Here is a 20,672-nt window from a genome sequence, read left to right as displayed (position 1 = left end):
TAATAAATATTGATGGTTATTATCATCAAATTGTAATTCATTACGTAAATCGCTTGCTATATCAATATATTCTTCTTCAGTAAGTTTTCTATCACCTGGATGGAAATTAATACTAGCATGGAATACAGGCACTTGCACGTAATCATTTTTTTTGACAAAGTATTCAAACTCGCTAGCTAGTTGAGCGGGGTCGTATCCTGCCATATTGGTGTCTAATAAAGTCGCACCATCTTTAAAAGCAGCATACTTAATAGTGCCATAGGCGTTACCACCTTTATTTAAGTTAGCTATCATGTGCGGATATCTCAGATAAACCTAATAATTGTAATTGTATTTCTTTGATTTGTGACTGCAACTCTTTAATTAAAGCAGTGGGATTATCTGTAATTGGCAGTCCAATTTTTACTGCTTCATTGATTCTACGGGTAATTTGATTGAGATTAATACCTATTTTATTCAATTCAACGTAAGTTTGTTCGTTAATCAGTGGTGCTGGTAGCGTCACATAAATCTTGCCTCTTTCCACACAATCTCTAATAAATGGTGTGAGAGATTTATATCCAGCGTCAGACGCGCGCTTTTGCCATTCCTGCTTCTGTTCGCTGGTCAGCGGTAAGAGTATTTTAGTATCTTTTAGGGGCTTTGGCGATTGTTTGGGCGCCTTGTATACTTTTTTTGGTGTGGTTTTTGATTTGGGCATTGTTTATCAAGGGATTGGAGTGATTGGGGGGGATATCCAAAAGGGGGGCACTCCCCCCTTTGGCAAGCATTGTCGGGGCAACAATATAAAATGTAAGAAGAAAAATATATATACCCCGACATTGCTTGCACCTGGGAGGGCTGCGGGGGATACGACAATTATACTGCGGCGGGGGACTGCGGGTAGTACTTGTTGACTGAAAAGCGCGGACGGTGGGCTGTGGGTATTTTTGATTGTTCGGCAGTTGGCAGTATTGATTGTGGGATGGTTGGCGTATTTATGGCGGGTAATTGCTATTTATTGTGTTTGAAGGGGATAATATTGAAACATTACCCATGATTTAATAGTTGTAAGGCTTATGCTTTGCCAGTTATTATTTAGTATACTAGCTATTAACCACCCATAAATTAATTTTGTGTCTGTTTTATTTGAGAATTGATTAATTATTATTTACCAATTATGGTGGTTAATAATAATTTGTCATGCTATCAGAAGTATTTTATGTTGGTAAGTGAGGTATTTATAACCTGATTCGGGTTTATGTAACTTGATTCAGGTTGTAATAGTTTATCCGTGATAGTTGATTCTGGTTTTGGAAACTATTGATAAATACTATATGCATTTTAAATAATGGTGTGTATGCTCCTCTGACTAAATTATTTATGTGTAACTTGATTCATCTTACCGTCAATTTTGTCATGATATTTGATTCGAGTTTGTTACTTTGGTATATGTATATCCGATTCAGGTTAAACCAATCTGCCGCATGATTGTGTATATTTATTGGTATATGCTTTTAGGTAGGTCGCTACTTATGGGGGTTACTGCGCGCGCGGGAGTTCCTGATTGACCCGCTAAAAGTTTGTATGTTGTGGGTAGTTGCTGATAAATAATACCTCGAAGCGTAAATAATTTTTACATTATCTTTACAGAAAGACCTGTCCCGGTATAGTTGATTCACGTTATAAGAGATATATAGTTAATTAGTTATAATTATGCTGGTTTCGTATGATAAACCCAAGGGCGGGAAGGGTAAAGCTGCTAAATTCCCCACTATGATGTGGCGTATACCTATTGGTATAAAGTCTGCTATTGAAGATTTGGCTGCACTTTACCGTCGAGAGAAGTGGGACGGTAATCTTGCTAATTTAAATTATAGTTTGGTTACTGGGATTGAAGGTTCTAATATTTCCGCGTTGGTCTTGAATTTGATTAATTATATTAAGAGACAATCAAATTGGTTTGAGTCGATTGACGAGAGTATCAGGGACGAGTTTGTTTATGCTGTTTCAGATGCGTTGGGTGAGCCTAAACCCGATTCAAGTAATGAGATTGTGCTTAACCTTGAATCAGAGTTGAGACAGAAAGATTTAGAGATTGAGCGATTAAAGCAGCAGCTTAGTAATGTGCCGAAGCATTATAAGGTTGTTTATGATGAAGAGAGTTTTAAAAAAATACAAACAACTGTTGCTAGTAAGGAAGCTGATATTGAGAAATTAAAAGCTGAAAATTCTAGATTGGTTAATGAAAATCAGGAGTATAGCGTTCAAGTTAATAATCTCTCTAAAGAATTGGATAGTTTGAAGCAAGGTAACTCAGGTTTAATGGCATCATTTTTAGAGTTGAAAGAAGACTACGCCCGTTTGAAAGTGGAGAAAAACTGGCTCTTTAAAATGTATACGATTCTCACTGAAGCTACAAATTTTCCGGCACAAAGAGGAGGAGCTATCAAACGAACTATCGAGTTTTCTGTTGAAATAGCGACTGGGAAATATACCCCAGAAAGTGTAGATGAAGGGTTTAGTTGTATTAAAAAATCGATTGCAGCATCTGGTGATAAACCTTTTCAAAACCAACTACTTAAAAAAGCATTTACAGTGCTGAAAGAGTAACTACCTACCAATTGTAAGGATATTTTTGTTGTCTCAACTACACGATTGCGGTTATTTATCGCGTCGAAGTTTAGGCGCGAAGACTATTATATTTAGATACGAATCTTGCTGCAATATAAATAAAAAACCACTGTTGACAAAATAAATATATATTGTCATAAATCCCAGTATTGCTGATAACAAATATTGGGTATGCAACAATTATTTATTAAACGGTATTAATTCATGTATTATTAATACTGTAGTGATATTAATGGGTGCTTTTCTTGGAATACGATAATGCCTGTAAGCTGCTTGCAGAACAATATCCGAGTGATTTTATCCGTTGGTTGCTTGGAGTTGAAACGCGACAAATCGAGATATTAAAAACAGAATTGACATTGGAACCAATTCGTGCAGATTCTGTTAGTTTCTTGCGGGCTAATAATCAAATAGTCCACTTGGAGTTTCAAACTTTAGCTAAATCTAAACCACCAATTCCTTTCCGGATGCTCGACTATTCGGTGCGCTTGAAGCGTCAATACGATTGTCCTGTTATCCAAATAGTAATTTTCTTAGTAGAAACTACAGATGAAATCGCGTTTACTGAGGAATACCGCGACGCGACAACGGTACACCAATACAGAGCGATACGGTTGTGGGAACAGGATTCGGCGTTATTTCTGGAAAATAAGGCGTTGTTACCACTGGCGCCTTTAACACGTACTGATTCCCCCAGGACATTGTTGGCACAGGTTGGAGAACGTGTTGCTAGAATTCCAGATAGGGATGAAAGACAGAACATTGCGTCCTGTGCTGATATTTTAGCTGGTTTAAGGTTCGAGAAAGATTTGATTCGTCAATTTTTAAGGGAGGATATGATGCAAGAGTCAGTAACTTATCAAGATATTTTAAGTAAAGGAAAGCAACAAGAAGCATTATCGCTGGTAACACGGCAACTTAATCGCCGTTTGGGTAATATTGATAACACCCTAGTTGACCGTCTGCGCGGGTTGTCAGTTGAAGAATTGGAGGCATTGGGTGAGGCGTTACTTGATTTTAGTTCGGTTGCTGATTTAACTAATTGGTTTAATGGGCGGTAATTTTAGTATTACTTTTGACGTAAATATAATGGTAGGTTTAGGGTAGGGATTTTTTATCCACTTGCTTGATGGTGGACAAAAAATACCTACTAATTCCCTACCAAAAAAATCTATGCCTTTGACATAGAAAGCAAGTTCTGGCACAAGCCAAGCTGCGACGCTCGACACAAGTTGTGTTGGTTGGCATGGGAAATTTTAAACCAATTATTTTTTTAAACATAGATTGAACTCAGGTGCCCGAAATTATTTTTTTGGGAGAGCGGGAGATACACTTCGATTGGTCAAATATAATTCATGACCAATTAGTGATAGAAGAGGGAGTTGCATAGCGTCCCTATGCAACTCCCTCTCCTGATTATTGAGTATTTATACTGTAAGAATACTAAAAATGTATTATATATGTAGTATGTATGTAGTTAATTCAGATGGGCAACGCGCGCTCTTGTCCTAATTGAAACATTCTAAAAGGAATTAACTGGTTTTCTGCTGTATGGAGACCCAGGTGTCACCTAGGTGTCACCTAACTTAACTAGTCTGACAAAATTAATTACACAGAATTAGGCTGAAACCCTTGCCCAGCCTAGAAAACAACGTTTAATTATTTCTAGATAAGTATTTATTACTAATGGCAGTGGCTTATGGTGATTTTAAATTAAAAAAGTAATTATATTTGCAGTTATTGGCTGTTTTGCTTGGGTTTGGTGACACCTAGGTTTAACTAAGGTGTCACTTAGGTTACATCAGTACAGGCTGGTTTGATAATTAACTAATTCTCTACTGATAACTACGATTTGTTTATCGATAAAGTAGGCAATTTGCAGTAGGCAATCGGCAGTAGTTTTTTTTAATTAAAGGTTGTGCGATTCGTGATGTTTCCCCACTGCCCACTGAGTAAAAGCTCAAACCCCCGGCAAGTGTGCTATTAATTAAAAAACATTTATTCCGGTACCGGATTATTTTCGGAATATTATTGGGTTTAAAGGAATAAAGTTTTCAATTGGAGACAAAATGGAGACACTTGGAGCCTAATTATAAGAAGACCTGATTGATTTTTATGATGAATGAGCGCGTCGGTTGGCTCCAATTGGCTCCACCCTAAAATAAAAATACTGATATTATTTTCTGATTTTTTAGATATTTTTACCAAGATAATCAAAGCCAAAAGAAGTCAAAAAAAGACTTTACAAGCTTCGTTATTAGCAAAACTGATTGAGAATGCTCGGAAAAGCTGGCTTATGTTGGCTTATGTTTGTTTTATCAGTTGAATACGAATTTTTATGGCTGCTGCGAGTGTAAAAAGCTTATGAAGCAATGTTTTGAGGGAGTTGCTGTGGTTGCTTTTTTATACGAGTATTATTTCCGTGGCGCAGAGTTCTTTGAATTTTAAGCAATTAGCTTAAAAAATCAAAAGTGTATATACTACACAATGCCCATTATTTTAAGTCGATTCGACACCAATTAATTAAAAAATCCTCACAGAAATGCGCCACTCCAAAATTACGCTCTCCAAGTATTATTATAACTTATCTATATAAAGATTTGTAAAATAGCTGGTGATGAAAACAATGTGAGAAAAATTGTTTGTAGCTGACGCTCTTGAATATACCGACCGCAATGCACGTTAACCAATATTAAGGTTAACGTGTTTTTCTGTATATATATAGATGGTCTTTAATCAACCAATTCGGGCACCTTACCAAACCTGTTTTCGCCCGACCGATAGGGAGGGGCGAAAACAGGTAGCGCGGCGAAGCCGCTCCCCACAATAATTATTTTTCCATTCCATTCTAGGGACAGCTACTGAGCGTTTGGGATTTCGCTCTCCCTAGATGAGAGTAGTTCTAGGTGAGAGTCAATTTTACATAAAGATGCGCTTTATTATTAAGGGAGGTTGGGGGTATCTAATTTAATGACTTGTTACTTCGCGCTGACTTCATGATACAACCCGTCTAAATCATTGTATCTCCAGCCACGTTTAACACCGTCCTTGTCCCGAGTCCAAGCTTCAAACTCTTCTGCACTAAGGGTTGTACGTTTTTCAGTTAATGTTGCAACGGTAGTACTAAGCCTAAAAGCCAGTTTTTTCTCGTCGTGGGGTTCTATTTTAATTGGTTGAGAATTATAAGGTTGAGAATAGCTTGACCTACGAGATTTTGATGCATTTATACTACTTTGCATCACTTGCAGCGCACCCTCGAACTTTGCAATTTTGTTGCTGACGGTTTCAAATTTATGCTCCAACGCAGCCAACCTACTTTCATACTGGGGATTGGCGCCATCATTGATGCTTTGTTTGAGGCGCCAGAATTCTTCTTCGAGTTGATACAACCTGACTTCTACACTCTCTTCTACACCAGGAACGTCACCCAAAACGTGGTGCAACCCTTGAATTACAAGGTCGGTAGCAGTGGTGTTACGTTGTGCTGCTGCGGTACGAAGTGCGTCGCACAAGGGTTTGGGCAATTTGAAGTTGATAGATTCACGATCTGAAGCCATATCCACACCTGGTTATATACCCTGTGTAGATTTTAGGATAATTTGCGATGATTAGGAGCAAGTAATTTTACTTATATAAAATTATCATTAATTAATACTTGACACAATTAAAAATACGTGCATATGTGACGCCTCAGATGAGGATGTTTTTTTAGGTGGCAGTAGAACTTAATATAATGATATTTCGTTATTGGAAACGTACATTATCAATAGCGTTATTGTGAGGGATTATGCCAAGCGAACCATTATCAGGTGAAATTGTATTCGCTTCTTTAGAAGCTTGTCTTGAGGCGCCGATTACTCGGTATTTTGACGCGGAACTTCGCTCTGACCCCGATGTGTTGGCGCAGCTTCTTGCCGATAAGAGGAATCCCAATACCCGGCGCGCGTATGAAAAAGATGTATCCGATTTTTTTTTGAAGATGACCTCAACAACTCCTAACCGCGATAGCGTATTAGAGTTTTTGCACTTGCAGAGAGAACAAGCGGTGCATGTGGTGTTGAAATATAAGGCACTGTTGATAAAAGGTGGTTTGCGCGAGGCAACTATAAATAGACGGCTGGCTGCAATTAAATCGTTGGCTTCTATGGGGCGGAAGTTGGGAGTATGCAATTACTCGTTGGAAGATGTGTCCGGTGAAAAAGTACGGGCTTACCGCGATACGCGAGGGGTTGACTATCAGGCTGTTGCGTCTGTTGCGTCCGTATTTGATAGGGAGACTAAGTTAGGAAAGCGTAACTACGCAATTTTTATGTTGTTGTGGAGTAATGCGTTGCGCCGAGGGGAGATTTCTGCTCTTAATGTGGGAGATTTTGATTTTTACTTAAGACGGTTGCGGATTTTGGGTAAGGGACAGGGTACTAATGATGAGTTTATTGAGTTGAGTGCGGAGAGCGGACGGGCGATTGCGGAGTGGTTGATTGCGCGCGGGGATATGAACGATGATAGTCCGATGTTTACGGCTTTGGATTTCCATCATGAGGGACATAGGTTGACGGGGGATGGAATTTATAAGATTGTGCGTGCTTGTTTTAAGAAAGCGGGGATTAAGAAAACGATGTCACCGCACCGGGTAAGGCATAGTGCGATTACGACGATACTTGATGAGACGGATGGAAATGTCAGGAAGGCGCGTTCTGTTAGTCGCCACGCGGATGTTAGAACTTTGATGATTTATGACGACAACAGGCGCAAAGACCAGTGGCAGGTGTCGGAAATGCTGGCTGGGTTGTTAAACAAAGAGTCATAGGGGAATTGGAAGCGAGTAAGCTCCTGAAGACTAATGTTACACTCCAAGCGGACAATTAAAAATTAAAAATTCGCTCTGTCTTCCCCATAATTAAAATTAGGGAGCCACTCGCACAGTTTCTGTTTCCCGACTCTCGTTTCAAGAGTTAGGACTTGTACCTTAATAAATTAATTCGCGCATTAATTTATATTATCTTTAATGCGCGAAGCCGTTTGTTTAATTTTGCGCGCTTTCTTCGGGAAAACTCCGACGGGCGCACATGAATGAATTGTTAGGGTCAATTCGGTATAGCTTCAATGTTTTTGAAGAGGGCATTGCAAAATCTTTTCTAAGTCATTCTAAGAAAGCTTGTTGAGTTTTAGATGCTGACAATTCAATAGTACTTCATTCGTCATTATATTCGTAGATGCAACTATAGGGATAATCAAACAACTTTAACAGCACCATTTCGAGGTATTGCATTCCGATATTCCATGCCTCGTTTTTAACAGATGTATCAGCACCGCTTCCTTTGTGCCGCTTTTTGGGGTCGGGGTGAACGATGGCATTGCGTATTTCTGTAATTGCCTGCGGTCCATCAACCCAATTTTGACTTTTTGACACGGCAAGTAAATTACTTAGACGAGTAGGAATTTCTAAACTGATTCCTAAATGAGACAATAACTGCCTGTTTTTATCAGCTGCCGAGAGTTTGTGAAACCCATCGCGGCTGAGATTACGCTTGTCTTCAACTAGAAAAACCCATGCGAGTCTTTCGAGTGCTGCTTGCTGTAAAACAATATCTCCATCTACCCCTCGTGATTGGTTGTTGCTTTCCACATACCATTGAATTGATTCTTGAATTAGTTCGCGCCAGTTTTCGTTCTGCCAGCGACGCATAAATCCAGGGAAAGCTTCAGGTAAGTCTTTAGAATCCGTACAAAACCAAAAGGGATTGTTTTGCCACGAATCAGCGTGATAATCCGACCATTCCTCAAAAACCTGATATCCATTAGCATCGTAGCCATACCGAAGAATTGGCGTTACCCAAATTCCTCGTGCAAATGAAAGGTAATATGAAAACGCTTCTAATATGTCTTTGGTATCATCTACCGAAAAGATGCTTCTATCCAATCGCTCTAGCTTACAGATGTGAGTTAAAGCATAGCCACCTTGTTTTTGTAGCAGTTCGTGAATATCCCAGCTATCGGGTAGGGTTGCTAATACTATTCGCCATTCATCAGTTTGAAATACAAACTGACCATCAAAAAAACCCAACAGCCAACCTTCTAAGTCATCTTCGTCTTCCTCCATACCCCATATGTTGCTGATATTGAAAAATGGGAAGTTAGAGATATAAAATACCAAAGACGCTAATTCTTGACCGCGACCTTCTACAACTGGTTCGCAAAAATACCCATCGATTACAGTTCTTTGATCAGCACCGTCGTATTTTCTTCTTGAAGCATAACCTTTTGCGCTCACTCCAATTTCCGTCAGCTTAAGCGTGAAATCGCCTAATTGGATATCATCAGTTTCGCCAAAGCATGTAAACTCAAAGGAAGCATTTGGGTGGGGAAACCAAACCAAAAGCACCGTCGCATTTCCTTCAATAATATTTTTACCCTGAATCACTTCTGCAAATCCCCTATAGAGAAGCATCTGTTGATTGGGGTATTTGGATTGGTAGAGCTTTGGTTGTGGCAGATAGCTTTTTGGCAGGGAATCAGTAGAGTCCATCTTCAATCGATTATAAAAACTTTTGTACCAATATACTACAAACAAAATACAAATGCGGTTCTTTTTAATTAAGTGAAACGGCTTGAGCGTTTGAATCCCTCTAGAGCGAAAATATCTAGATTAAAGAATCAATAATCTAGAATATTGAATGTATAATATTTGCCGTAAAGTAATTAGACGGTAGATGCTTTCCATGACTAGAAAGCTAGCTATTTTCAATATGAAAGGTGGGGTAGCAAAATCCACCACTGCCTATAACTTGGCTGTTGGATTGGTCAAGTTTAAAAAGCAGCGGGTGCTTGTGATTGACATCGACCCGCAAGGAAATGCCAGCGCTGCTTTGGGAATACCCATTTGGCAGTTGGATAGTCAACTACTCGATGTTTTGCAGCACAAGACTCCATTAGAAAAAGTGGTGGTGTCAACCAATAGTGGCGTGGATGTGGCACCATCGAATATTTTGCTGGCAGAAGAAGAAATCCCCATATCGGGTCGTCCGGGAAGGGAGATGCTACTTAAAAAGGCGGTCGCGCCAATATTAGACAAGTATGATTTTGTGCTGATAGACTGTCCCCCTAACATCGGGGTATTTTCCATCAACGCGCTGATGGCAAGCGATGGGGTGATTATTCCGGTGGATATGAGCTATTTGGGACTATTGGGAGTGCAGGGAATTGAACGCGCCCTAACTTTGGTGCGCGAACAACTAGAACATCCCATCCAAGTCGCGGGGGTGCTGGCCACTCGTTACGACCGTAGGAACAATCTTAGCAAGGAAGTATTTGATGCCCTGACGAATCATTTTGGCGACAAAATGTTCAAAAGCGTGATTCCAGAATCGGTACGTATTAGAGAAGCTCCTTCCCACGGGCAATCTATTTTTGATTACGACCCACAGGGAGTGGGTGCTTCTTCTTATAGTCAATTAGTTGCGGAGATATACAAATGGCAGTAAATAAACCAAATTCTGCTTTGGGTAACAATCCTTTGGCGCAAGGCATTTTCAGCAAAACCGAAGTGGATGCCCTTTCAAACGCAAAGGTTGTGAATATTAAAGAATCTACAAACAATAATCAAGATTCTAGAATAAATAATCTAGAAAAATCACCAAATAATCAAGAACCTGCAATCTTTAGTGTAGAATCTAGATTCTTGAATAAAGGAGAGCGAGAGGCAGTAAACCTGCGCCTGCCGATTGAATTGAACGACTGGCTAAACGACTTGCTCAAAAAAGGTAAGCGGCAGCACGGTGCGAAAATACCCAAAGAGGTTTGGGTGCAAGCAGCATTGGAATTATTCCAAGTGATGCCCGTGAACTGGGAGGAAATAGACTCGGAAGAAAACTTGCGCTCAGTATTATTGAATCTATTTTCTAGAATCAAGAATCTAGAATAAACAATCTATATTTATTGTGAGCATGAGATGTCATGTATGGTGTGTCGTTGGCTTGCGATGGGGATAGCGATAGGGCAACCGTTTTGAGGAAACAGTTGCCATCAGTAGGAATTTACTCCTTATCTAGAAGTTTCGGTGCAGCGGCATCGTATCTATCGTTAGAGTCCTTGGAAAGTTCCAAGAGGCGAGATACCTTAACTCCCATAACAATCCCTGCTGCTGACATCGCCGATTCTATTGACACATTACCGTTCAAAACTAAGAAAGCTGTCACGATAACAAAGACATCAGCTACCATCCCCATGACGAAGGCGGCATTGAAGCTTACTTTCGCCTGCCGATGACGTTCCTCTAGCCGGATAGATGTGCCTAAATAGTGGCTAGGCTCGGTACCAGTTGAAATTGCATCATCTACAGATGTATGATAAGTAACAATAATTTCTTCAGATTCTTGTGAAGAATTTATTAATACACTGTTGATGTTTAACTTTTTTGTGTTACCTTGTATTGGTTCCATAGTTAATCGATAAGAAAGTTGACGATTGTGGTTATTTACCTGGTAGGTGCGAACTACTGAGTAAATATTTGGGAAGAAAGTTGTTGTAAATGACTTTCTACCGGATAAGTCGATTTTTGATGTGAAGTCTGTAGGGAGCTTATCTAGAAGGGGGAAACTACTAGCTAGGCTCTGATGGCTTACATTCCTCGCTTGCGAAATAAATCGCATTAGCAAGGTACGTATTAATTTGTTCATTTTGTGTATATTAAATCCTTCCGCTTACTAGCGGCATATGTTTGACAGAATGCATAAATGGCATTCACCGCTAGCGTAACCGCATTGATACTTGACTGCCATCAGTAATTCTACGAGTAATATAAATTTTTTATATTTTTTTTGCTATAAACACTCTTCGTGTGGTAGTGGTTAGCGATAACTACCACATTTTAGAGATTGTGATTGCACAAGAGAGGGTGCTGAATCTTTACGGACATGTGGAAGCGAACGCACGAACGCACCATCGCATTTATTATGGGGGCGTCATCAACAAATTGTACTTTCGTGTATCTTGGTTTATTACTAGTTAATTATGAGCGAAAATTTCTTTTAGTCTAAAACGGGTAATTGGAAAACTTATCTGGTTGACTTTTTAGATTATTCCAATCAAAGTCATAGCATTCATCAGGTGCCCAATTTTGTGGTGGTTTGATTGCAAAAATAGAGTTTTCGTGCGAATGCCATCCAGAATCATCTATTTCAAGGCTGTCAACCAATTGGTGGGCACGAAATGACAAAACATAAAACTGTGAAAACAAAACGGCGAAAACACCTGATACAGCTAAAAGAACATTTTCAAGATTAGCAGACTTGAAATTAGTATTACGGTCGTGCTTTACGTTGTTGTATTGTTGATACCAACTTAAACGATTGCAAGTTTTCCAATCCTCAAAGGGTTTTAGTAGCTTGTGACCGCCGAGCCAAATTGAAATCTGTATTTCATACTCGGATAGGTGGCTGCTAGTATTAATTTTTTCGTAGTCAATTATGTTCAAATTACCAGATTTGCGATACCCATTTGCTTCGAGAATACCCTTGCAGTTGGTTTCAAATTCAGTACAAGCACGAAGAAGTAGTTCGTACAGTCGGTGCGAGTAAGTCTTTAGGTTATCGTCGCTTGGTTCAATATATTCGAGCGCCTCGATTAAGTCTTTTTCAAGGATGCTGTATGCCCGAATTAAACTTACACGGTCGGGTGCATAATCAAAATCGGTAACATACAATCTATGGATACTATCCTTAATATAGTAGCCAGTTGGTGATTCAAAAGGACGTATAATCTTGCGGTACGGCTTGTTTACAGTCATGCGCCAGAAAGTACACAGCATAACTAACTATAATCTAAGAAATTCGGTACTTTTATTTACATTGAAAAAATTAATGTTTCGTGTAACTCCAGTTGCGCCCGATGTTTCGGTTGCCAAAAGCCTTGCATTAGGAGCGCGTGTATGTAGTATGGGAAATTGAGGACCACCATCGTAATATCCCCAATCGCGTTCCAAGATTAGACATCCATCAAACCTACCTAACATTCTTCAGCGATTCCACACTACTGCTGAACATGTCAGCAAATATACTCATCACCGTTCTATCCCTAATCTTGATATTCGTATTAATTCCCATCCCCGACTGCAACGCGATATTACGTCCCTGAACATTTAACTGTTGACTATCGAGTTCGACCTTAGCAGGGAATCTATAAAATGGATATATTTGGTCAGGTGGTAGTGCATCCGAACCTATCGACACCAGCTTACCTTTGATATCTCCAAATTCGCTAAATGGGAACGAGTCAATACGTACATCGACAGTCATTCCTTCCTTGACAAACCCGATATCTTTGTTGGTGATATAAACTTTAGCAATTAGTTTATCAGTGGGGACTATCTTTAATATGGGTTCGGTCGATGATGCAACAAACCCTGGTGTGTGTGCTTTTAATTCAAATACTTTACCAGCAACAGGCGCCTTTATCTCCTGATACTTCAAATTCATTTGGGTTTGACTAATTTGTGAATCAGTCTCGGCAATCTTTTTATTATTTTCGACAATTGCTTTGGTAAGCTGGCTATCAATTTCTGCGATACGCTTATTATTATCTGCTATTTTATCAAGCCAGTCTTTACGAGATACTGCTACAGTATTCTGTAATTTAGCTTGTCCACCAGATATTTGTGCCAATAATCGTGCTTTTTCTTGAGTAAGTTGGTCAAGCTGAGATTGTGCGTTACGTACTTCTTCTTGTTGTTTGAGTAATTGAATCTGGGATATTGCCCCCTGTTTAGCCAATCCACCAATATTATTAAGAATACCCTGGTTCATTTTGAGGGTATCTTTGGTAGAGGCAATCTTAATATCTGTTTGTTCAACTTGGCGTTTGAGTTGTTCAATTTCTGATTGTGATGCAGTAACGCGCGCGTCTAATTCAATTTGATTCGATGCGATTCTTTCTTGCTGGTCGATTGATAGTTTACCTGTAGAATCCCCATTTAAATGGGTACGGTACATTTGATTTTCTGCTACCAATGCTGCACGACTTTTGGTTAAGTCTATCATTGATGCAGGTACTTGTAAGGAGGTAACATCAACGTTGGTGCCACGTAATTGTGCAGAATAAAAGTTATTTTCTTGTACAAGAGAAGTGCGTACTTTTTGTAATGATTCTAGTTGAGCTTTGGCAGTAGTATTATCAAAAGTGATAAGGCGTTCTCCCTCTTTGACTAGAGTACCATCTTTTACGTGAATATCTTTGACCACTCCACCGACTGGTGCTTGTACATCTTTAGTGGCGCCACTTGCTTCGAGTTTACCAGTTGCTGATACAGCTTCTTCAATTTTAGCAACATTAGCCCAAATAATTGTACCAGTAGTAGTTAGCATCAATCCCCATAAGATTGCTCTTGACCACTTTCTTGGTTGTTTTAATATTACTGGTTGTTCAAACTTGGGAATATGTCTTGGTGCATAGTTAGGTGGTTTGGGTTGGATTTCTTCTGGTGGTTGTGATGCTTTTTTAGCTAATTCTTCTAACTGTTCGATGGAAATAGCTGAGGGTATGCACGAATCAGATTTACCATTTGCATTATTCTCATTATTACCATTACCGTTGTTACTATTCCCATGATGAACATTGCCATTATCAGAATAGTTGCCGTTACCGTTATTACCGTTACCGTTATTATTATTCATAACTATTTTGTCGAATTATTAGTTTAATTATTGTTTGTAAATATTGAAAAATTAATATTGCTTGTATCAGCTATAATTAGTGCTTAATTGGTATATATTAATTAGTGATTGCTACTACCGTTTAAGCTATAAACACGAATGTTTTTAATTGTTTTACCCTCCTGATGCTTCCTGTTGCTGATAGAGACAGTAGTACAATCCCTTCATTGCCATTAATTCATTGTGTGTACCTTGTTCTGCCACCTTTCCTTGACTCATCATCAAGATAATGTCAGCATTTTTAATAGTTGCGAGACGGTGCGTAATGAATAGCACTGTCCTACCTTTAAATACAGCTTGTAAATTTGAACAAACTTGTCTTTCTGTGGCATAATCAAGTGCGCTGGTTGCTTCATCCATAATCAACAGCGGTGGATTTTGCAGGACAGTGCGCGCGATTGCCATTCTCTGTCTTTGTCCACCAGATAATGCTGAACCTCTTTCACCAACGCGCGTGTTATACCCATTGGGCAGGTTCATGATAAAGTCATGGGCACAAGCTATTTTGGCAGCTTCGACAATCTCTTCTGGCGTTGCATTGGGCATTGTTAGGGCAATATTTTCCTGTACGGTGGTATCAAATAGGAGAGTATCTTGCAGTACCATCCCAATTTGTTGACGCAGCGAGTACAATTCAACTTTGCTAATGTCATACCCATCAATGAGGATTCTTCCCGCATCGAGTTCGTATAATCTGGGTATTAATTTAGTGAGAGTACTTTTTCCGGCGCCACTTTGTCCGACAACCCCAACAAATGAACCCTTTGGAATTTCTATTGATACACTGTTAAGTTGTGGGTTAGGGGATTTAGCAAAGGAGAAGGTAACGTTTTCATATTTGACTTGTCCTAGTATTGCTGGCATTGGGATGTTGTTACGTCCAGCTAGTTCGCTTTCTTGGGGAGTGTCGAGAATATCGGCTAATCGTTCCAATGATAATGCAGTTTCTTGGAAGTTCTGCCACAGTTGGATTAATCGTAATAGTGGACTTGTAACATAACCAGCGATAATTCTAAATGCGATTAGTTCCCCTAATGTGATTTCCTTCTGTAATACTAAATAGGCGCCTACCCATAATAATAGTAAACTAGATAATTTGTTGAGGAAGTTAGATAATGAACCTGCTGTATTGGATGTGAGTACATTATCAAAACTGGCACTGATATATTTACCATAGCGTTTTTGCCACTGCCACCTTGAATTTAGTTCAATATTCTGTGCTTTGACTGTTTGAATACCCGATACTACTTCAACTAAATACGATTGAGTTTCCGCATTACGTTCAGCTTTAGTACGAGTTTGACTGCGAATAATTGGTGCAAATATAAATGTTAATAATGCGAATAACGGTACAGTGGCTAATGCTACAATTGTGAGTAACCAACTGTAAAATATCATTACTACGATATAAACTACTGAGAATATAGCATCTAGGACAACAGTAAGTGCTGTACCTGTGAGGAATGAGCGAATATTCTCTAATTCGTTTATCCTTGATGATATTTCCCCTACTGGTCGTTTCTCGAAGTAGCGTAGTGGTAATCTTAATAAGTGGTCGATAACTTCACTACCCAACGATAAATCAATCCGGTTGGTAGTATCTACAAATAGGTTAGTACGCAACCAAGTGATTATTCCCTCGATGATTGCCATTGCTATCAACACAAACCCTAGTACGTTGAGAGTGTTGACACCATTTTGGATAATTACCTTATCAATAATTACTTGAGTAACGAGTGGGTTAGCAAGTCCTAATAATTGTACAAATAATGATGCTATAAAAACTTCGATTAATACAGTTTTATGCTTTTTGATTGCCGGGAGAAACCAGCTTAAATTAAATCGCTTCTTGGGTGTTTCTGGTGTAGACTGTACAAGCAATACTTGTCCATCTTCACCCCAGACATCAATAAATGCTTCTGGCTTTTTACGAACAATTCCCTGTTCGGGGATAGCGAGTACTAATTCTTTTTCAGTGGCATGGTAAACAATTGCAAAGCTATCTAGCCAAGGAATTAATACTGGTGTAGGTAATTTAGATACTGCGACTCCGGGCACTTCTACAAGCTGTGCCTTTAGTCCCATCAATTCAGCAACGGCGCCACATATTTCAATTGATATTTTACCAGTTCGTTGGTGGTTGTTGACTAGCGCGCGTTTAAGTACATCTTTCTTCCAAGGTGTGTTCCAATATTGCGATAGCATTTGGAAACAAGCAAGTGTGGCGTCAACTGGTCCTCGACCATGAACGTAGGGATATTTGGTTTGTTGCTTGTTGGTTGATTCTACTACTTCTGGTTTTTCGGGTGCGAATGGTACACTATCATTATGATTAGAATTAGTTGTTATTTCTTCAGTATTTGTAGTTGTATCTTGCTCAAATGATAATGTATGGTCAGCAAACCCGATGAGGCGTACTCCCTTACCAGTAGATTGAATATCATTCCCAGTCGAAGGATTAATAATACTACTAACAGGATAGTTACTACCATCACTGCTAACGAACCATAGTAAATTGGGGTCGATTTGATTTAGTGGGGTTTTACCAGGTGGTAAGTTTAAAATATTAGCATAATTTAATGCTCGAATTGCTAATTCTTTTAAGTCATCAACAACCTTACCTCGACGATTAAGTTCGGCACCTATTAAGTCGTATATTTCAATTAAATTTATAGAGTGACGAAAATATGTAGCGATGTCAGGTTGTTTATTTAATAATTCTAGAAAGTCAGATACTTTAAAAGTTAAACAAACTGATTCGACTGATGCAATAACAGTTTCACATGGTACATTTCTGATAATACTAGTGGCGCCGATAATAGCACCCGCTTCGAGTCGAGACAATGTTTGTGGCGCCTCTATGCTGGGTTGATATCCCAGTAACCGTGCTTGTCCTGAGTAGATAATATAAATGTTAGCAGGCAGGTTATCTTTGACTAAAATTGCCTGACCCATTCGGTAACGTAATGGCTCAATAAAATTTACAATTAGCTCAATTACCGTTGGAGAGAGCTTGTCAAACGGTGGGGTTTTAGCTAGGAATTGATAATAAATATTTATACTAGTAGTCATGACATTGCTAGGGCTGGCGTAGATGATGGGATAGCGAGATTGTCACCAACTAAAGAAATTGGCGTGTTTTTAATTTCTTCTGCCAACCACTGTTCAAATAAATGATTAAGCAACATGACACGTGTCGTATCATCTAACTGTGCTGGAATTAATTTTTCAAGGCGTACAATTACGTACCAGTTTTCCAGTTTCATTGGTGGTAAAACTTGTCCTGGTTTTGATGTACCCAATTTCTGTGCTATGGCTGGATGGGCTTGGGATATAGGAACAGGACCAATCAACCCACCAGTTTGTGCTTCGGCGCCTTGTGAATACTCTTTTGCACAATCAGCGAACGTAGCATCACCATCTTGGATGCGGAAGAATAATTCCTGTGCAATCTCGGAGTTGTCAGTACGGAGGAGGGAATAAACAACTTTATCAAGCTGGGATTTACACTGAAGAAAATATTGTTCAAGTTTGTTACCCCATGTGGCGATTTTGAATTTTTCTACCCGCAGTTCCCTTGTAGCTATGGCTTCAAATTGTTGCTCAGTTATACACAGTTGTTTTTGTGCTGCTGTTATAGCATATGACGTTGTAAGCTTGTTATGTTGAAAAAATTGCTCTATTGTTGTGGCTTTCTCGGAAGAAGTTAGTTCAACATTAGCAATGGCTTTGTTAACGATTAATTCGCGTTGAAACTGTGACAATAGTTGGTACTCCGCCAGCAGAGTTAATGCCTCTGCGGCTGTTATTGTTTGGTTGCCAAGTTGGATGTGTGCCATAGCAATAAACTTCGGTAGAAAAAAGCAGCCTGAAAAAGGTCGTGTTGTTTTAAATACAAACTCCCTGCTTAAGGATTGCTTAGTAATTGTAATGATGGCAACCTTGAGGATACTTAAAAGCAGTGCTATTTATCAAAATCTTGGTACGTGGGAATACGGTAGCACAGTGATGGTGACTCAAAACACGGGTACTATCTGCGCTTACGGCAGTCGAGATTCTTGGAGTCGGTATTTTCATTACCCCACTGCCTTTTAATATTTATGAAAGCTTTTAGATTTAAGATTTGAGAAAATTTAAAATATTATTAGCAATATATCTTGCGTATGTTTTTGACAGAGGATAATCTTGGGTAAAAGGTACTTTTTGATTACCAGTTAAAATCAATACTAATCTATACCTGTTACTGGGAGAATTAACTTTTATGTGTCTAGTTGTGTTCTCTTCTACATTTATGTCTAAAATCTCACTCCAAGAATATTGAATAATTGTAGTACCAAAAATATTCTTATTTTCTATCAATACTGTCTGAAAATTTTTGTCAAAGCTATAAATCACTACTTTGGTGATAAATTTCCAGTATATACCAATTATAATAAAAGAAGAAAGAAATATTCTTGGAAATGCAAGGTAGGTTTGTCCTTCATATCTTACTGATAGATGCTCTTGATTTGGATTGTCAATGAAATTATTGATTTTAGATGTAATAGCTTGGCTTAATTTGTAATTACCATCTAAGTTAGGAAGAAGAGAGAACAAATCACTTCTTGTAACAATTAAAATTTTGTATAAAGGATGACCTTTGGGACGCACTTCAATTAATTTAGCTTCTATTGGATTTGATATATTAATACTTGATTTGTTGCTCAAAGTAGCAAAACGTTCTAGTTGACAATTTATAATATTATTTTTATTCCTGTTGCACGTCAGGTTAGCTGATGTAAAAATTCTTGATTCTAGTAGGAATAGAGTAACTAAGCTACCCACGATTATGAAGTCACTTGCAAACTTGCACAAAGGCAAATACTCAATTTTAAAAAAGTTACGTGTCTTTTGAACAATTTTCATTTTTTATTGGTTATAATCTAGTAATTTATAAATTATTATGCAAAAATATCCTAATAATGATAGTAAAAAAGGTAGGGTATTAAACTAGGGTGTTGACTTTAAGAGTTTTTGGGCAATTTTTACCCATGCATAATACGTGTTTCATAACAAAGCCTCTAAAGGCTTGTATAATAAGGATTATAGAGCTTTTATTTTAGACACAAAAACTGTATGAACTTTTGGGCACCCGTTTCCCACAAAGTCAACACCCTAGTATTAAACCCTACAAAAAAGAGGTTTAAAATCAATTTCTTCCAATTTCGGTCTAAACTTCTTTCTTCACGTATAAATATTTAATTAACACCTGTAGTCAACAAGTGATGTTTTCAAGCACGGATTAGGCGGCTTTTATCTTGGTGAACTTCAGCATCAATTTAAGTGAGAATATTACAAAAGCAACATTACTAAATTCAGTAAACCCATAGTTTTTTTTAATTAGTGTTTTCAATTAACTAGTTAGCTGCATTTATATCAAGTGGTACATTAATAATAGCATCAGTCCAATCAATATTTGTAATATTAGCATTCTGAAAATCTGCATGTTTTATTACTGCTCTTGCAAAACAAACGTTATTTAAATTTGCATTATTGAAACATGTATAACTATTTTTATATAAAACTTGTTTGATTTTTTTAAAGCAATATAGTAATACAAATAAGCAGATAAATAACATACTTGATGAAAATAATATAGATGTAAGCTCCTGGTTATTAAAAGAAATTATAATATTCCGCGTGAATATGACTAAGCACAAAATACTTATAATCAAAGAAATTAAAAAAGCTCCTATTTTTTGACTTAAATCGGAGTCATCAAAAGAAACACCTAGGCTTGAACCGCTTAAAGCAACAATGAAACTTATGAAGCATGAAAAACCGATAGAAGAAAAAAATAGATTAATAAGTTTTTCATCACTTACACCGATTTGCGAACATTCAAAGCTAGCTCCTTCTAAGGAAGAATCTGTAAAGTTACAGCCTCGGATATCAGCACCATAAAAAATAGCATTTTTTAAGGTAGCTCTACTAAATTTAGCGCCTTGTAAGTTAGAAAAACCAAAGTTAGCACCAGTTAAATCTTGACCCTCAAAATCACAAAAACGTAAATCCTTATTTGTATAATTTCCTTGATTGTCTGTAGACATAAAAAAGTAATAAAGGTTGACTGTAAGTAATTTTTACTTTCCCTGCAATATCATCGCTGAAATTCTTAATTTTTAATTCAAAGGTTTGAAAATGTGAACTGTTACGATTGTAGGTCAATTTATGATTTGGCGCGAAACATAAATTTTAATAAATCACTAAAATTTACAAATTATACATTCGCGTACTTAATTAAATCAAATTTTAGCTAGAAGGCAGAAGTACGAGGGCAGAGGGCAGAAGGAAAGAAGGAATCTGACAAGAAGC

The 20,672-nt window shown here is 38.2% G+C and carries 16 protein-coding genes; 5 read left to right on the top strand and 11 right to left on the bottom strand.

Annotated elements, in window-relative coordinates:
• A partial coding sequence (locus tag AC2JBO_RS17355; RefSeq protein ID WP_496954903.1) for a relaxase/mobilization nuclease domain-containing protein occupies positions 1-294 on the bottom strand: 294 nt, incomplete at its 3' end.
• Complete coding sequence (gene mobC, locus AC2JBO_RS17350; protein WP_496954902.1) at positions 284-700, bottom strand: plasmid mobilization relaxosome protein MobC; 417 nt, start codon at positions 698-700, stop codon at positions 284-286. The genes AC2JBO_RS17355 and mobC, both read right to left, overlap by 11 nt.
• 1,055 nt (positions 701-1,755) lie before the next feature.
• On the opposite strand from mobC, the gene AC2JBO_RS17345 reads away from it, so the two are divergent.
• Both AC2JBO_RS17345 and AC2JBO_RS17340 read left to right on the top strand, forming a co-directional pair.
• A complete protein-coding gene (locus tag AC2JBO_RS17345; RefSeq protein ID WP_496954901.1) occupies positions 1,756-2,592 on the top strand; it encodes a hypothetical protein in 837 nt (278 codons plus the stop codon).
• A gap of 266 nt (positions 2,593-2,858) precedes the next feature.
• A complete protein-coding gene (locus tag AC2JBO_RS17340; protein WP_496954900.1) occupies positions 2,859-3,674 on the top strand; it encodes an Rpn family recombination-promoting nuclease/putative transposase in 816 nt (271 codons plus the stop codon).
• A gap of 1,917 nt (positions 3,675-5,591) precedes the next feature.
• On the opposite strand, the gene AC2JBO_RS17335 is transcribed toward AC2JBO_RS17340, so the two are convergent.
• Positions 5,592-6,170 carry a hypothetical protein gene (locus AC2JBO_RS17335; RefSeq protein ID WP_496954899.1) on the bottom strand — a complete coding sequence of 193 codons (579 nt, stop codon included), beginning with the start codon at positions 6,168-6,170 and terminating at the stop codon, positions 5,592-5,594.
• Positions 6,171-6,400: 230 nt separating this feature from the next.
• Between AC2JBO_RS17335 and AC2JBO_RS17330 the strand changes: the two genes are divergently transcribed.
• Positions 6,401-7,420, top strand: coding sequence for a tyrosine-type recombinase/integrase (locus tag AC2JBO_RS17330; RefSeq protein ID WP_496954898.1), 1,020 nt, complete (start codon positions 6,401-6,403; stop codon positions 7,418-7,420).
• 384 nt (positions 7,421-7,804) lie between these two features.
• Here the strand turns inward: AC2JBO_RS17330 and AC2JBO_RS17325 are convergent, their stop codons facing one another.
• A complete protein-coding gene (locus AC2JBO_RS17325; RefSeq protein ID WP_496954897.1) occupies positions 7,805-9,034 on the bottom strand; it encodes a YopA family protein in 1,230 nt (409 codons plus the stop codon).
• A gap of 298 nt (positions 9,035-9,332) precedes the next feature.
• Here AC2JBO_RS17325 and AC2JBO_RS17320 point away from each other — a divergent pair, with 298 nt between their 5' ends.
• Together AC2JBO_RS17320 and AC2JBO_RS17315 are read left to right on the top strand one after the other, a co-directional pair.
• Positions 9,333-10,094 carry a ParA family protein gene (locus AC2JBO_RS17320; protein ID WP_496954896.1) on the top strand — a complete coding sequence of 254 codons (762 nt, stop codon included), beginning with the start codon at positions 9,333-9,335 and terminating at the stop codon, positions 10,092-10,094.
• A complete protein-coding gene (locus AC2JBO_RS17315; protein WP_496954895.1) occupies positions 10,085-10,534 on the top strand; it encodes a hypothetical protein in 450 nt (149 codons plus the stop codon). The genes AC2JBO_RS17320 and AC2JBO_RS17315 overlap by 10 nt, the downstream gene beginning before the upstream one ends.
• 112 nt (positions 10,535-10,646) lie before the next feature.
• Here the strand turns inward: AC2JBO_RS17315 and AC2JBO_RS17310 are convergent, their stop codons facing one another.
• From AC2JBO_RS17310 to AC2JBO_RS17280, 7 genes are all read right to left on the bottom strand, one after another.
• Positions 10,647-11,051, bottom strand: a complete 405-nt coding sequence (locus AC2JBO_RS17310; RefSeq protein WP_496954894.1) for a TRADD-N-associated membrane domain-containing protein — start codon at positions 11,049-11,051, stop codon at positions 10,647-10,649.
• A gap of 593 nt (positions 11,052-11,644) precedes the next feature.
• Positions 11,645-12,397 carry a hypothetical protein gene (locus AC2JBO_RS17305; protein WP_496954893.1) on the bottom strand — a complete coding sequence of 251 codons (753 nt, stop codon included), beginning with the start codon at positions 12,395-12,397 and terminating at the stop codon, positions 11,645-11,647.
• 214 nt (positions 12,398-12,611) lie between these two features.
• Positions 12,612-14,279, bottom strand: a complete 1,668-nt coding sequence (locus AC2JBO_RS17300) for an HlyD family type I secretion periplasmic adaptor subunit (RefSeq protein ID WP_496954892.1) — start codon at positions 14,277-14,279, stop codon at positions 12,612-12,614.
• Between the two features lie 153 nt (positions 14,280-14,432).
• On the bottom strand, positions 14,433-17,390 hold the full coding sequence (locus AC2JBO_RS17295; RefSeq protein WP_496954891.1) for a peptidase domain-containing ABC transporter: 2,958 nt from the start codon (positions 17,388-17,390) through the stop codon (positions 14,433-14,435).
• Complete coding sequence (locus tag AC2JBO_RS17290) at positions 17,387-18,157, bottom strand: peptidylprolyl isomerase (RefSeq protein WP_496954890.1); 771 nt, start codon at positions 18,155-18,157, stop codon at positions 17,387-17,389. The genes AC2JBO_RS17295 and AC2JBO_RS17290 overlap by 4 nt, the downstream gene beginning before the upstream one ends.
• Before the next feature lie 277 nt (positions 18,158-18,434).
• Complete coding sequence (locus AC2JBO_RS17285; RefSeq protein WP_496954889.1) at positions 18,435-19,223, bottom strand: hypothetical protein; 789 nt, start codon at positions 19,221-19,223, stop codon at positions 18,435-18,437.
• A 491-nt stretch (positions 19,224-19,714) separates the two neighbouring features.
• A complete protein-coding gene (locus AC2JBO_RS17280; RefSeq protein WP_496954888.1) occupies positions 19,715-20,407 on the bottom strand; it encodes a pentapeptide repeat-containing protein in 693 nt (230 codons plus the stop codon).
• Between the last annotated feature and the right edge of the window lie 265 nt (positions 20,408-20,672).

It is taken from the genome of Calothrix sp. CBUCES-K 9914, from assembly GCF_059640475.1.
Note: the sequence above shows the minus strand (reverse complement) of the source record. Positions and strands in the feature narration are given on the sequence as shown.